The organism is Streptomyces sp. NPDC093984 (genome assembly GCF_044764595.1).
Classification (GTDB): domain Bacteria; phylum Actinomycetota; class Actinomycetes; order Streptomycetales; family Streptomycetaceae; genus Streptomyces; species Streptomyces cynarae.
The window spans coordinates 118,171-131,568 of record NZ_JBIWIM010000004.1 but is presented as its reverse complement, the minus strand read 5'-3'; the positions used below and the strand labels follow the sequence as shown (position 1 = coordinate 131,568).

General features: G+C 70.9%; 10 protein-coding genes. 3 read left to right on the top strand and 7 right to left on the bottom strand.

Annotation, left to right across the window (positions count from 1 at the left end):
• Positions 1–28: 28 nt before the first annotated feature.
• On the top strand, positions 29–1,228 hold the full coding sequence (locus tag ACIRC0_RS16615; RefSeq protein ID WP_403616777.1) for a MarP family serine protease: 1,200 nt from the start codon (positions 29–31) through the stop codon (positions 1,226–1,228).
• A 39-nt stretch (positions 1,229–1,267) separates the two neighbouring features.
• Here the strand turns inward: ACIRC0_RS16615 and ACIRC0_RS16610 are convergent, their stop codons facing one another.
• The 6 genes from ACIRC0_RS16610 to ACIRC0_RS16585 form a co-directional block, all read right to left on the bottom strand.
• Positions 1,268–1,447, bottom strand: coding sequence for a hypothetical protein (locus ACIRC0_RS16610; protein WP_103837946.1), 180 nt, complete (start codon positions 1,445–1,447; stop codon positions 1,268–1,270).
• A 189-nt stretch (positions 1,448–1,636) separates the two neighbouring features.
• Positions 1,637–2,587 carry an alpha/beta fold hydrolase gene (locus tag ACIRC0_RS16605; protein ID WP_403616775.1) on the bottom strand — a complete coding sequence of 317 codons (951 nt, stop codon included), beginning with the start codon at positions 2,585–2,587 and terminating at the stop codon, positions 1,637–1,639.
• Entirely contained in the window at positions 2,584–3,063 is a 480-nt protein-coding gene (locus ACIRC0_RS16600; RefSeq protein WP_403616772.1) for a phage holin family protein, read from the bottom strand. The genes ACIRC0_RS16605 and ACIRC0_RS16600 overlap by 4 nt, the downstream gene beginning before the upstream one ends.
• 64 nt (positions 3,064–3,127) lie before the next feature.
• Positions 3,128–4,591, bottom strand: coding sequence for a Na+/H+ antiporter NhaA (gene nhaA / locus ACIRC0_RS16595; protein WP_403616769.1), 1,464 nt, complete (start codon positions 4,589–4,591; stop codon positions 3,128–3,130).
• Positions 4,592–4,789: 198 nt separating this feature from the next.
• A complete protein-coding gene (acs, locus tag ACIRC0_RS16590) occupies positions 4,790–6,745 on the bottom strand; it encodes an acetate--CoA ligase (protein ID WP_403616766.1) in 1,956 nt (651 codons plus the stop codon).
• A 362-nt stretch (positions 6,746–7,107) separates the two neighbouring features.
• Positions 7,108–9,492 (bottom strand): SulP family inorganic anion transporter, encoded by a 2,385-nt coding sequence (locus tag ACIRC0_RS16585; protein WP_403616763.1) that lies wholly within the window; start codon positions 9,490–9,492, stop codon positions 7,108–7,110.
• 345 nt (positions 9,493–9,837) lie between these two features.
• Between ACIRC0_RS16585 and ACIRC0_RS16580 the strand changes: the two genes are divergently transcribed.
• Positions 9,838–11,172 carry a hypothetical protein gene (locus ACIRC0_RS16580; protein WP_403616758.1) on the top strand — a complete coding sequence of 445 codons (1,335 nt, stop codon included), beginning with the start codon at positions 9,838–9,840 and terminating at the stop codon, positions 11,170–11,172.
• Between the two features lie 16 nt (positions 11,173–11,188).
• On the opposite strand, the gene ACIRC0_RS16575 is transcribed toward ACIRC0_RS16580, so the two are convergent.
• Positions 11,189–12,169, bottom strand: coding sequence for an ATP-binding protein (locus ACIRC0_RS16575; RefSeq protein ID WP_403616755.1), 981 nt, complete (start codon positions 12,167–12,169; stop codon positions 11,189–11,191).
• 100 nt (positions 12,170–12,269) lie between these two features.
• Here ACIRC0_RS16575 and ACIRC0_RS16570 point away from each other — a divergent pair, with 100 nt between their 5' ends.
• Positions 12,270–13,094: an oxidoreductase gene (locus tag ACIRC0_RS16570; protein WP_403616753.1), complete on the top strand. Its 825-nt coding sequence runs from the start codon at positions 12,270–12,272 to the stop codon at positions 13,092–13,094.
• Positions 13,095–13,398 lie beyond the last annotated feature (304 nt).

Genomic DNA, 13,398 nt, shown 5'->3' with positions numbered 1-13,398 from the left:
GTGACGAGGCGAGGCGAGGCTTGAAGCAGTGAACGTGCTGGACATCCTGTTGATGGTCGCCGCCGTCTGGTTCGCGGTCGTCGGCTACCGCCAGGGCTTCGTCGTCGGCATCCTGTCGGTGATCGGATTCCTGGGCGGCGGTCTCGTCGCGGTCTACCTGCTGCCGTTCCTGTGGGACCGGGCGACGGGCGACCACAAGGTGAGCACGACCGTCGCCGTCGTCGCCGTCGTCGTGGTGATCGTCTGCGCGTCCGTCGGCCAGGCCCTGACCACCCACCTCGGCAACAAGCTGCGCAGATACATCACCTGGTCCCCGGCGCGCGCCCTGGACGCCACGGGCGGCGCCCTCGTCAACGTGGTGGCGATGCTCCTGGTCGCCTGGCTGATCGGCTCCGCCCTGGCCGGTACGACGCTGCCGACGCTCGGCCGCGAGGTCCGTGGCTCCAAGGTGCTCCTCGGCGTCTCCCGCGCCCTGCCGGCGCAGGCGGACACCTGGTTCGCGGACTTCTCCTCGGTCCTCGCGCAGAACGGCTTCCCGCAGGTCTTCAGCCCGTTCGCGAACGAACCCATCAACGAGGTCCAGCCGCCCGACCCTGCCCTCGCCAGGAGCGCGGTCGCCGTGCGCGCGCAGCGCTCCATCGTGAAGGTGATGGGCACGGCGCAGAGCTGCGGCAAGGTCCTCGAAGGCACCGGTTTCGTCTTCGGCGACCGCCGTGTGATGACCAACGCGCACGTGGTGGGCGGCGTCGACGAGCCCACCGTCCAGATAGGCGGCGAGGGACGGAAGTACGACGCGAAGGTCGTCCTGTACGACTGGCGGCGCGACATCGCGGTACTGGACGTGCCCGACCTGGACGCCCCGGTGCTGAAGTTCGCGTCCACGGACGCGACCGGAGGCAGCGGCGCGATCGTCGCGGGCTTCCCGGAGAACGGGTCGTACAACGTCCAGCCCGCGCGCGTCCGCGGCCGCATCACAGCCAACGGCCCCGACATCTACCACCGCGGCACGGTGCGCCGCGACGTGTACTCGCTGTACGCGACCGTCCGCCAGGGCAACTCCGGCGGCCCGCTGCTCACCCCCGACGGCAGGGTCTACGGGGTGGTGTTCGCGAAGTCCCTGGACGACGCCAACACGGGGTACGCGTTGACGGCGGACGAGGTCCGTGAGGACATCGCCCAGGGGCGTGCGGCGAACCAGCAGGTGGACAGCGACAGCTGCGCCCTGTGAGGCCCGGCGGGCCAGGAGCGGCCGTGGACGGGCGCCGGCTCAGCCGCGCGGGTGGCGCAGACGGACCGAGACCCAGCGGGCCCGGCGGCGCAGAATGCGGGGGATCCCCACCTGGGTGTCCGTGCCCGCCAGTTGCGGGGTGCCCCTCTGGTGGGAGCCCGGCGCGGTGGCCGAGCGGCGGTTGCGTGCTACGTCACTGTAGTCGTGCGTCCAGCCCATACCCGGACGTCTGCCCCCGCCCCAAGGTCGATAACCGCCTCCGGGCCGCCCAATTGGCCTATGCGGCGGGCATGTGGCCGTTCGTGGAACACGCGTTCTCGTCCGGATAGCGGGCGGATGCGCCGCGTCACCGGCCGATTCCGGCCGCGTTCCGGCCGACAGGCCGATTCCGGATGGTCTGGCGGCGGGTCAGCGGTCGGGTTCGGGGTCCTTCAGCCAGTTGATCAGCTCCGAGGAGAACGCCACCGGGTCCTCCTCGTGCGGGAAGTGCCCGAGACCGTCGAACAGCCGCCAGCGGTACGGCGCCTCGACGTACTCGCCGGACCCGGCCGCGCTCCTGGTCCGCATCACCGGGTCCAGGGAGCCGTGCAGATGCAGGGTCGGGACCCGTACGGGCCGCTTCATACGGCGGTTGAACTGGATGCCGTCGGGCCGGGCCAGGGAGCGCACCATCCACCGGTACGGCTCGATGGAGCAGTGCGCCGTCGACGGGATGAGCATGGCGCGCCGGTACACCTCCACGGCCTCGTCGTCCGGCAGCCGGGGTCCCGACCAGTCCCGGATCAGCTGCCCCACCAGAGCGGCACCGTCGGCGGTGAGCCGGCGCTCGGGGATCCAGGGCCGCTGCAGTCCCCAGATGTGGGAACTCGCGGACGACTGCTTGACGTCACCGAGCATCGCCGAGCGCCAGCGCCGCGGATGCGGCATCGAGGCGACCGCCAGCCGCCGTACGAGCTTGGGACGCATGACGGCCGCCGTCCAGGCCAGGTAGCCGCCCAGGTCGTGGCCGACGAGCGCGGCGTCGGGCTCGCCCAGGGACCGTACGACCCCGGTGATGTCGAGCGCCAGATTCGCGGGGTCGTAACCGCGCGGCGTACGGTCGCTGCCGCCCACCCCGCGCAGGTCCATCGCCACGGCCCTGAAGCCCGCGTCGGCCAGCGCCACCAGCTGGTGCCGCCAGGTCCACCAGAACTGGGGGAAGCCGTGCAGCAGCAGGACCAGCGGTCCGTCGCCCAGTTCGGCGATGTGGAAGCGTGCGCCATTGGCCGCTACGTCCCGGTGCGTCACCTTTTTCCCGCCGGGGACGTCAAGTCGTACGACCGAGGGGGATTGCGCCGAAGGGGTGGCGGGGTCCGTCATGAGGACGAGCGTGCCACAGGCTCGACCGCCTTGTCGGCCTGCTGGGGCTCACGCGGGTGCGGCTTGGCGTTCTGCAGGACGCCGGCGGTCTGCTTCATCGACGCGGCGACCTTCTGCGGACCCTTGCTCTTCTTCGCCTTCTTCGCGAACACCAGGCCGATGAGCCCGAGCAGGCCGGCGACCACCACGTTCGCGCCGAAGGAGAGCAGGAAGCAGACGGCCAGGTTCCAGCCGCTCCACGTCCGGATGCCGTACGCCAGCGCGAAGTTCAGCATCGGCAACGAGAACAGCAGGACCGCGCCCGCGGCCGAGAATGCGCCGCCGCTCATCGCGCCGCGCTTGACGTCCTGTTTGAGCTGGGCCTTGGCCAGCGCGATCTCGTCGTGCACCAGTGCGGACATTTCGGTCGTCGCCGAGGCGAACAGCTGGCCGATGCTGCGTTCGGCGCCGACCGGGCTGCCGTCGGGTGCGCTCATCGCGATCTCCCTGCTCTCTGCGTACGGGCTCCGCGGACGCTGCGGAGTGTGGTGATGTGTCAGATCATGCCGGACGCTCGTTCTCCTCGCTTGCCCTGCCCGCCACTTCGGCAAGCGCGCCGTCAGCGCCTGCGGCGGGCGGACCGGCGTCCGTGCCGCGCCCGGCCGACTTCAGTGCCGCGAGCCTGCGGTGCTCGGCGGCCTTGCGCTCGTGGATCTCGGCCATGCGCAGGTGGTACCCCGGGTCGTCCTCCTCGTAGACGTCCGGGATGCCGTCCAGGTCGTCGTCGCGGTCCTCCTCCGCGCACAGGGCGCGGTACTTGGCGTTGCGTATCTTCAGCAGCACCGTCGCGCAGGCGGCCGCGATCAGCGATCCGGTGAGGACGGCGGCCTTCACCTCGTTCCCGAGCGCCGGATCGCCGTCGAAGGCCAGTTCGCCGATGAGCAGCGAGACGGTGAAGCCGATACCGGCCAGGGAGGCGACCGCGAACACGTCGGCCCACGCGAGGCCCTCGCTCAGCGAGGCCCGGGTGAAGCGGACCGTCAGCCACGTACCTCCGAAGATGCCGACCGCCTTGCCGACGACGAGGCCGAGCACGACGCCGAGCGTCTCCGGCCGGGTGAACACGTCCGCGAGCCCCCCGCCCGAGACCGCGACGCCCGCGCTGAACAGGGCGAACAGCGGCACCGCGAGTCCCGCCGACAGGGGGCGTACGAGGTGTTCGATGTGTTCCCCGGGGGAGCGCTCCTCGCCCTCCCGCCGGTGGCAGCGCAGCATCAGGCCCATGGCCACACCGGCGATGGTGGCGTGGATGCCGCTGTTGTACATCAGTCCCCAGATCACCAGTGCCAGCGGCACGTACACGTACCAGCCGCGCACCCCCTTGCGCAGCAGCACCCAGAACACGGCGAGGCCGACGACGGCGCCGCCGAGGGCCGCGAAGTCCAGGCCGTCCGTGAAGAAGATCGCGATGATCAGGATGGCGAACAGGTCGTCGACGACGGCCAGGGTGAGCAGGAAGGCGCGCAGGGCGGAGGGCAGGGAGGTCCCGATGACCGCGAGGACCGCCAGCGCGAAGGCGATGTCGGTGGCGGTGGGGACGGCCCAGCCGGCGAAGGACCCGCCGCCGGCCGCGTTGGTCAGGGTGGAGACGAGCGCGGGCGCGGCCATGCCGCACAGGGCGGCGACCACCGGGAGGGCGGCGGCGCGGGGGTCGCGCAGATCGCCCGCGACCAGTTCCCGTTTGAGTTCGATCCCGGCGACGAAGAAGAAGATCGCGAGGAGACCGTCCGCGGCCCAGTGCTGGACGGACAGGTTCAGGCCGAGGGAGGCGGGGCCGAGGTGGTAGTGGCCGACGCTCTCGTAGCTGCTGTGGAGACCGGGGATGTTCGCCCACACCAGGGCGGCCACCGCGGCGAGCAGGAGCAGCACGCCGCCGACGGTCTCGGTGCGCAGCGCTTCCGCGACGAAGGTGCGCTCGGGCAGGGACAGACGTCCGAGAAAGGTGCGGGTGCGGGACGCGGCCACGGTGGGGACCTCCGGGTCGGTACGGCAGACGAGCGGTCGTCACGGAACGTGCGGACCGCTTGCCGACCAGACTTCCCGGCACACCTTGAGCCGTCCATTTTACCTGATCATTACACCCCGGTGCTCCTGGGGGTGTGAAAGGGGCGTGACAACGGGGCGCCCGGCGTACGGCCGGGCGCCCCGTCGGGGCCGGGATTCTCAGTCCTCGCTCGGTGCCGCCGGGAGCTTGGCCTGGATCAGGTCCATCACCGTCGAGTCCGTCAGCGTCGTGACGTCGCCGAGCTGGCGGTTCTCCGCGACATCGCGCAGCAGGCGCCGCATGATCTTGCCGGAGCGGGTCTTCGGCAGCTCCGCCACCGGCAGGATCCGCTTGGGCTTGGCGATCGGGCCGAGCGTGGCACCCACGTGGTTGCGCAGCTCGGCCACCAGGCTTTCGGTCTCCGCGGCCGTACCGCGGAGGATCACGAAGGCGACGATCGCCTGGCCCGTCGTCTCGTCCGCCGCGCCGACGACGGCCGCCTCGGCGACCGACGGGTGGGACACCAGCGCCGACTCCACCTCGGTGGTGGAGATGTTGTGCCCGGACACCAGCATCACATCGTCCACGCGGCCGAGCAGCCAGATGTCGCCGTCGTCGTCCTTCTTGGCGCCGTCACCGGCGAAGTACTTGCCCTCGAACCTCGACCAGTACGTGTCGATGAAGCGCTGGTCGTCGCCCCAGATGGTGCGCAGCATCGACGGCCACGGCTCGGTGAGCACCAGATAGCCGCCGCCTCCGTTCGGCACCTCGTTCGCCTCGTCGTCGACGACGGTGGCGGAGATGCCGGGCAGCGGCCGCTGCGCGGAGCCCGGCTTGGCCTCGGTCACGCCGGGCAGCGGGGAGATCATCATCCCGCCGGTCTCGGTCTGCCACCAGGTGTCCACGACCGGTGTGCGGTCCCCGCCGATGTGCTTGCGGTACCAGACCCACGCCTCGGGGTTGATCGGCTCACCGACCGAACCCAGCACCCTGAGCGAGGACAGGTCGAACTTCGCGGGGATGTCGTCGCCCCACTTCATGAACGTACGGATCGCGGTGGGCGCCGTGTACAGGATGGTGACCCCGTACTTCTGCACGATCTCCCAGAAGCGGCCCTGGTGCGGGGTGTCCGGCGTGCCCTCGTACATGACCTGGGTCGCGCCGTTGGCCAGCGGGCCGTAGACGATGTACGAGTGCCCGGTGACCCAGCCGACGTCCGCCGTGCACCAGTACACGTCGGTCTCGGGCTTGAGGTCGAAGACGGCGTGGTGGGTGTACGCCACCTGGGTGAGGTAGCCGCCGGAGGTGTGCAGGATGCCCTTCGGCTTACCCGTCGTACCCGAGGTGTACAGGATGAACAGCGGGTGCTCCGCCTCGAAGGCCTCGGGCGTGTGCTCGGCGGACTGCCGGTCCACGAGCTCGTGCCACCAGATGTCCCGGCCTTCGCTCCAGGCGACCTCCTGGCCCGTACGGCGTACCACGAGCACATTCTCGACGTTGTCCACGCGCGCGACCGCGTCGTCGACGGCCGGCTTGAGCGCGGACGGCTTGCCGCGCCGGTAGCCGCCGTCGGCGGTGATGACGACACGCGCGTCGGCGTCCTGGATGCGGGTGGCGAGCGCGTCCGCCGAGAAGCCGCCGAAGACGACGGAGTGGGCGGCGCCGATGCGGGCGCAGGCCAGCATCGCGATCGCGGTCTCGGGGATCATCGGCATGTAGACGGCGACCCGGTCGCCCTTGCGGACACCCAGTTCGAGGAGGGCGTTCGCGGCCTTGGAGACCTCGTCCTTGAGCTCGGCGTAGGTGATCGAGCGGCTGTCGCCGGGCTCGCCCTCGAAGTGGAGGGCGACGCGGTCGCCCAGACCCGCCTCGACGTGCCGGTCGACGCAGTTGTACGCGACGTTGAGTGTGCCGTCCTTGAACCACTTGGCGAACGGCGGGTTCGACCAGTCCAGCGTCTCGGAAGGCTCCTTGGCCCAGCTCAGCCGGCGGGCCTGCTCGGCCCAGAAGCCGAGCCTGTCAGCCTTGGCCTGTTCGTACGCCTCCGCCGTGACGTTGGCGTGCGCGGCCAGCTCGGCGGGGGGCGCGAACCTGCGCTCTTCCTTGAGCAGGTTGGCCAGGCTTTCGTTGCTCACGACATCTCCCTTTCCCAGGGTGTCCGTTGTGTCCCAGGCCACAGCTCACCAGACCGGAGGGCTCGGTGACAAGGGCCGACCGGAAAATGGTTTAGACCTGTCGTGGTCCGCGGCCGAACGTTCTGCCCCAGGTCACGTGCGGGCCGCCCGCCCGGTTCACATGGCGGGTTCGCTCGGCGACGCATCTCACATTCGCCCGAGGGGGGTCCAGAGGGGATTCGGATGGGGTCCGGGAGGGTCCGGAGGGGATCCGGGAGGGCCCGGAGGGGATCCGGGAGGGCCCGGCGGGCGTGTCGTCACGATGGTGCGCGGCGCGGCGCGGCGCCGACCGGCCCGGTCCGCGCCGCGCAACCACCGCCGTGTCACGCCGGGTGGCGTAGGTCCCCGGCCGCCCCCACTCGGGTGAAGACGTCGTCGCCGCCCTCGGACGGCGCCAGCAGATACGCCTGGGCCTCGCCGACGTGGAAGTACATCCCGTGCAGTTCCAGGGTGCCCTCGCCGAGCGCACGGGCCACGGACTCGTGCGCCCGCAGATGCTCCAACTGCTGCACCACATTGGTCAGGCACAACTGTTCGACCGTGTCGGCCGGCTCACGCCCGGCCATCCGGGCCCACGGCCGCTCGTCGTCGGCCATCCGCTCCAGGCTGGGCAGCCCGTGCCGCAGCCACCGCCTCAGCGGGGTCTGGGCGCCGTCCGCGTCCGAGGTGAGCAGGGCCTGCATCGCGCCGCACCCGGAGTGCCCGCACACCGTGATGGAGCGCACCTTCAGTACGTCCACCGCGTACTCGATGGCGGCCGCCACCGAATCGTCCCCGCTCTCCGCGCCGGGCAGCGGTACCAGGTTGCCGACATTGCGGACGACGAAGAGGTCGCCGGGGCCGCTCGAGGTGATCATCGAGGTGACGAGCCGGGAGTCGGCGCAGGTCAGGAACAGGTGCGACGGCCGCTGCCCCTCACGCGCGAGACGGGCCAGCTCACCACGCACCAGCGGGGCCGTGTTCTGCTGGAAGGCGCCGATGCCGTGCGCGAGTTGCCGCCCGCTCGGTCCGGGAGCCTCGCCCGGTGCCTCCGGGCCGTCGCCTGCGGACGCGGTCGGTGGGCGTTCGCACTGGTGGTTGCGCCAGGGCGTCCAGGGCCGGCACCGGCATGCCGGCGGCCCGGCGGACTCCGCGCCCGAGTCGGCCCGGGCCGAGCTCAGCGAGGGCATCGCGATCGGGGAGCCGTCCCGGCCGGTCAGGGCGACCGTGCCGCCCCGCGCGCGGTGGGTGCGCTGCCAGTCCTGCAGCGACTCGTGCGCAGCGTGGTCCATGAACGACCCGTCCAGCTCCACGACGGCCTCCGCCCCGGCGGGCACCAGGTGCAGTGTCCGGCTGAGCCGGGGAACCGCGAGGAACGTCAACTGGCCTCGCACACGTACGTGATGGACTCCCTTCCGCTGCTCGTGGGTGATGCGGGTGCGGGTGAGGCGGTGCAGGGCGACGGCGACGGCCGCTGCCACGCCCAGCGCCACGCCCTGGAGGACGCCCAGGAGGACGACGCCGAGTGTGGTGACGGCGTACACCAGCACCTCGCGGTGACGGGTGACCGTGCGGATGTGGTGCAGGGACACCATCTGGATGCCGACGGCCATCACCAGTGCGGCGAGCGAGGCGAGGGGGATCAGCTCGAGCACCGGGACCATCAGCAGCGCGGCCACTACCACCCAAACGCCGTGCAGCATCGTGGAGTTCCGGCTGACCGCTCCGGAGTTGACGTTCGCCGTGCTTCTCACGGCGACGCCCGCGATCGGCAGTCCGCCGAGCGCTCCCGAGACGATGTTCGCGGCGCCCTGTCCGAGCAGCTCGCGGTCCAGGTCGGAGCGGCCGAGGTGCGGATGGCGCCGGGCCGCGAGCTTGTCCACGGCGACGGCGCCGAGCAGGGACTGCACGCTGCACACCAAGGTGATGGTGAGGACGGCGGCGGCGATGCCGAGCGCCGGCCCCTCGGGCAGTCCGGCCAGGGCGTGGCTGCTCCAGGACGGCAGGTCGACCCTGGGCAGGGTCAGCCCGACGAGCGAGGCGGTCGCGGTGGCGCCCGCCACGGAGACGAGGGGGGCCGGGACCCGGCGCAGCAGGTGCCCGGTCCGTCCGGGAAGCCGTGGCCAGGCCAGGAGCAGGGTCAGGGTCAGCACGCTCACCGACACGGCCGCCGGGTGCAGGTGCGCCAACTGGGCGGGCAGCGCCCGGAGGTTGTCGAGGACGGCGCTCTGCGGGGTGCCGCCGAGCACGATGTGCAGCTGGGCGACGGCGATGGTGGCGCCGATGCCGGCGAGCATGCCGTGCACGATCGCGGGGCTCACCGCCAGTGCGGTGCGCGCCACGCGCAGGCAGCCGAGGCCCAGTTGCGCGAGACCGGCGAGGACGGTGATGGCGCATGTCGTACGCCATCCGTAGCGGTGGATGAGATCGGCGGTGACCACGGTGAGGCCGGCGGCGGGGCCGCTGACCTGGAGCGGGCAGCCGCCGAACCGGCCGGCGACGATTCCGCCGACGGCCGCGGCGACGAGGCCGGCCTGGAGCGGGGCGCCGGTGGCGAGGGCGATGCCCAGGGACAGGGGGAGGGCGATCAGGAAGACGGCGAGGGAGGCGGACAGATCGGCGCCCGCGACGCGGAAGCGGCGGGGCGGGGCGGTCGGGGGGCTGTGGGGCGGGTGTACGCGCTTCGGCCGAGTCGAGTCGGCGGCGCGGGTGGGGATGCAGGCGGGCATGGTCCCGTCTCCTCCGGTGCGGCGCGGTCGCGGAACTGGTGGCCCCGGCGGGGGCCAGGGGTCGGGCGCGGCCGTGGGTCACGGCGTAAGCGGCGGGATGTCTCACTGCTTCGGTAAATGAATCGTAATGGACAGTAAAGGAAAGGTATCTGATATAGGGGCAAATGGGGCATCGAATCACTCAAAGGGGTGAAGCGGTAATTTCATCGGCTTGTCATACAAATTCCTTCAGTGTTCCGTGCGACCTTGGCTTGGCCGCGCAGGGGCACGGGCTCTGCCTGTGTCTGCCGCGTCGCACCACACCTGCTCAGCGTGGCCCGACCGAAGGAAGAAGGTGGGTGGAAGATGACCGCCACCCCGAGAACCGCCATCCCGAGAACCGCCACTCCGAGAACCGCCACTCCGAGAACCGGAACCCCCTCCCGCAGGACCGCCACGGGCGTCGCCCTGGCCGCCGCCTGCGCCACCGCGCTGGCCGGCTGTTCCCTCGGACCGGCCCGTTCCGAGCAGAGGCCGCCGAAGGGGGCCGGTGCCGGTGCCGGGGCTCCGGGCAGCGCGGTCCGCCTGATCGGCGACGGCTCCACCGCCTACACGGGCGCCCAACCGCATCTGCCGAGACCCGAGCGCCTGAAACCCGGCCGGAGGCCCCCGCAGTTCGTGGTCTTCTCGTGGGACGGGGCCGGTGAGGACAGCCAGAAGCTCTTCTCGCACTTCCGCGAGGTCGCCAGGGCCAACAACGCGACGATGACGTTCTTCCTGAGCGGTGTGTACATGCTGCCCGAGGAGAAACGCGACCTGTACCGGCCGCCGCAGCACTCGCCCGGTCGCTCGGACATCGGCTTCAACGACGAGAAGGGCATCAAGGACACCGTCGAGCAACTGCGGCTGGCGTGGCTCGAGGGCAACGAGATCGGCACCCACTTCAACGGACACTTCTGCGGCCCCGAGGGCGGGGTCGGCCAGTGGTCGGTGGAGGAGTGGAAGGACGAGATCGCGCAGGCCAAGGCGTTCGTGAAGTCCTGGAAGACCAACTCCGGCCTCAAACAGGAGCCTTCGCTGCCCTTCGACTACGACAAGGAGCTCATCGGTGGCCGCACGCCCTGTCTGGAGGGGCAGCAGAACTTCATGAAGGCGGCCCGGGAGCTGGGTTTCCGCTACGACACCTCCGGCGTCCACGAGCAGGTCTGGCCGAAGAAGAAGGAAGGGCTGTGGGACCTGTCGATGCAGCTCGTGCCCTTCCCGGGACACACCTACGAGCAGTTGACCATGGACTACAACTTCATGGTCAACCAGTCGGGCACCCAGACGCAGGGCGACCCCGACAAGTTCGAGGAGTGGGGCAACCAGATGCGGGACGGCCTCTACCAGGGCTTCCGGCGGGCGTACGACGGAAACCGCGCGCCCCTGATCATCGGCAACCACTTCGAGTCCTGGAACGGCGGCACCTACATGCGTGCCGTCCAGGGTGTCGTCGAGCACGTCTGCAACGAGCCCGAGGTGCGCTGCGTCTCGTTCCGCCAACTCGTCGACTGGCTGGACGCACAGGACCCACAGGTCCTGGAGAAACTGCGCACCCTGAAGGTGGGCGAGGCCCCGGCCGAGGGCTGGGAAAGCTTCCTGGCCTCGTCACCGGCCCCGGCACCGAGGGGGGTGCCGGGAGCACCGCCGGCCAAGCGGTAGACGGGGCGGCCGTCGCTCACACCGCGGCCGTCAGGGCCTCGCTGAGGACGAAGCCCGGGTCGATCTGGGCCGCAAGGTCCGCACCCGTGCGCTCGTTTCCCCAACTGGCCGCGTTCTTCCGGTGGAAGTGCACCATCTGGCGTGTGTACCGCTCCCAGTCGCGCAGTTCGTACGTCGCGTCGGCGGCCGCCTGGAGCACGCGAAGGGAGCGGCGGCTCGCGTCCTCCAAGGACTCGAACCGGGGCGGGCGGCCCTTCTCCATGGACCGCACCCAGTCCGAGTGCCCCACCGTCACGAGCAGGTCGTCACCCACGTGGGCGCGGAGGAAGTCGATGTCGTCCCGGCCCTGCACCTTGTTGCCGACGACCCTCAGGATGACCCCGTAGTCCCGCGCGTACTCCTTGTACTGGCGGTAGACGGAGACCCCCTTCCGGGTCGGCTCGGCGACCAGGAACGTCATGTCGAAGCGGGTGAACATGCCGGAGGCGAAGGAGTCCGAGCCCGCCGTCATGTCGACCACCACATACTCGTCGCGGCCGTCCACCAGGTGGTTCAGGCACAGCTCCACCGCTCCCGTCTTGGAGTGGTAGCAGGCGACCCCCAGGTCGGCGTCCGTGAAGGGGCCGGTGACCATCAGACGGACGGCGCCGCCGTCGAGATCCACCGGACGCGCGCAGGCCTCGTAGACCGGGTTGTCCTCCCGCACCCGCAGCAGCCGCGACCCCTCTCCGGGCGGCGTGGTCTTGATCATCGTCTCGGGGGAGGCGATCCGCGGATTGGTGCCTCGCAGATAGTCCTTGATCAGCGGTAGCTGCTCGCCCATGGCCGGCAGCGCCGCGGCCTCGTCCTCGTCGAGCCCGAGCGCGAGCCCGAGATGCTGGTTGATGTCCGCGTCGATGGCGATGACGGGCGCCCCGACGGCGGCGAGATGGCGGATGAACAGGGTGGACAGGGTCGTCTTGCCGCTGCCGCCCTTCCCGACGAAAGCAATTTTCATATTCACGAAGCGTAGCGCCGCGGTAGCTGTCCGTGGCATGCCTGTGGAAAGAAGACCACCCCTTCGAAGGAGGGGCCGCGGGGTGCGTAGGGTCGTACCCATGAGTACGACAGGTGCGTCCGCCGACCCGCTGGCGGCCCTGGGGGCGTTGCCCGGGGTCGCCGAGTCCGTGGAATCCGTGCGCAAGGCCGTGGACCGGGTCTACGGGCACCGGATCATGCGGCGCCGCAGCAATGAGATCACCTCCGAGGCGGCACTGCGTGGCGCTCGCGGCTCGGCCGCGCTGTCCGGCGCCGACTGGGCCCTGGAGGAGGTGCGGCGGCGCACCGACTTCAGCGGTGACGACGGCGCCCGTACGGTCGGGGCCGCGCTGCGGCTGACCGCAGAGGCGGGGCAGCTGCTGTCCATCTGGCGGCAGTCACCCCTGCGGGTGCTCGCACGGCTGCATCTGGTGGCGGCGGCGGATCCCGACCCACGCGTGGGGCGCCCCCGGCAGGACGGTGAGGGCGTCGACGAACCGCTGGTCGAGCTGCCGCTGCCGGACGCGGCCGAGGTCTCCGGCCGCCTCGAGGGACTCTCCGAGCTGATCATCGCGGGCAGCTCCGCGCCCGCCCTGGTGACCGCCGCCGTGGTGCACGGCGAACTGCTCGCCCTGCGGCCCTTCGTGTCCCACAACGGCCTCGTCGCCCGGGCGGCGCAGCGCATCGTCCTGGTGGGGAGCGGACTCGACCCCAAGGCGATCTGCCCGGCGGAGGTGGGCCACGCGGAACTGGGCCGGGCCGCCTACGTCGCCGCCCTGGACGGCTATGTGTCGGGCACCCCGGAGGGCATGGCGGCCTGGATCGCCCACTGTGCAAAGGCGGTCGAACTCGGCGTCCGCGAGTCGACGGCGGTCTGCGAGGCGCTGCAGCGCGGGGCCGCTTAAGTATGCATGGGAGAAGGCCCCCGAGGGGGCCTTCGGCAATGGTTGCGGCGGTACGAAGTCTCGTACCGCCGCTGGCATGTTCACCGAGTTACCAAGCGTCCTCGATGGTCGCCCATCAGGTCGGGAACTTTGCCCGTCACCTGGTGCGGCTGGCCCGTAATCGACGGGTCGACGTCGCGTGGGTGCCCGGTGTTCATGCTCGGTCCGTGGGGCCAATTGCGTTTAAAAGGTGATCCTTTCGGATGTCCTTTGGTCTCGCGGGCCGTTAACCCCTTTGTACTCCAGGGCACGGACAAGCGGAAGC

What these genes read in the sequence shown, in the direction of transcription:
- ACIRC0_RS16610 (WP_103837946.1), bottom strand. Translation starts at nt 1,447, where the DNA reads ATGGGCTGGACGCACGACTACAGTGACGTAGCACGCAACCGCCGCTCG.
- ACIRC0_RS16605 (WP_403616775.1), bottom strand. Translation starts at nt 2,587, where the DNA reads ATGACGGACCCCGCCACCCCTTCGGCGCAATCCCCCTCGGTCGTACGA.
- ACIRC0_RS16600 (WP_403616772.1), bottom strand. Translation starts at nt 3,063, where the DNA reads ATGAGCGCACCCGACGGCAGCCCGGTCGGCGCCGAACGCAGCATCGGC.
- ACIRC0_RS16585 (WP_403616763.1), bottom strand. Translation starts at nt 9,492, where the DNA reads ATGCCCGCCTGCATCCCCACCCGCGCCGCCGACTCGACTCGGCCGAAG.
- ACIRC0_RS16580 (WP_403616758.1), top strand. Translation starts at nt 9,838, where the DNA reads ATGACCGCCACCCCGAGAACCGCCATCCCGAGAACCGCCACTCCGAGA.
- ACIRC0_RS16575 (WP_403616755.1), bottom strand. Translation starts at nt 12,169, where the DNA reads ATGAAAATTGCTTTCGTCGGGAAGGGCGGCAGCGGCAAGACGACCCTG.
- ACIRC0_RS16570 (WP_403616753.1), top strand. Translation starts at nt 12,270, where the DNA reads ATGAGTACGACAGGTGCGTCCGCCGACCCGCTGGCGGCCCTGGGGGCG.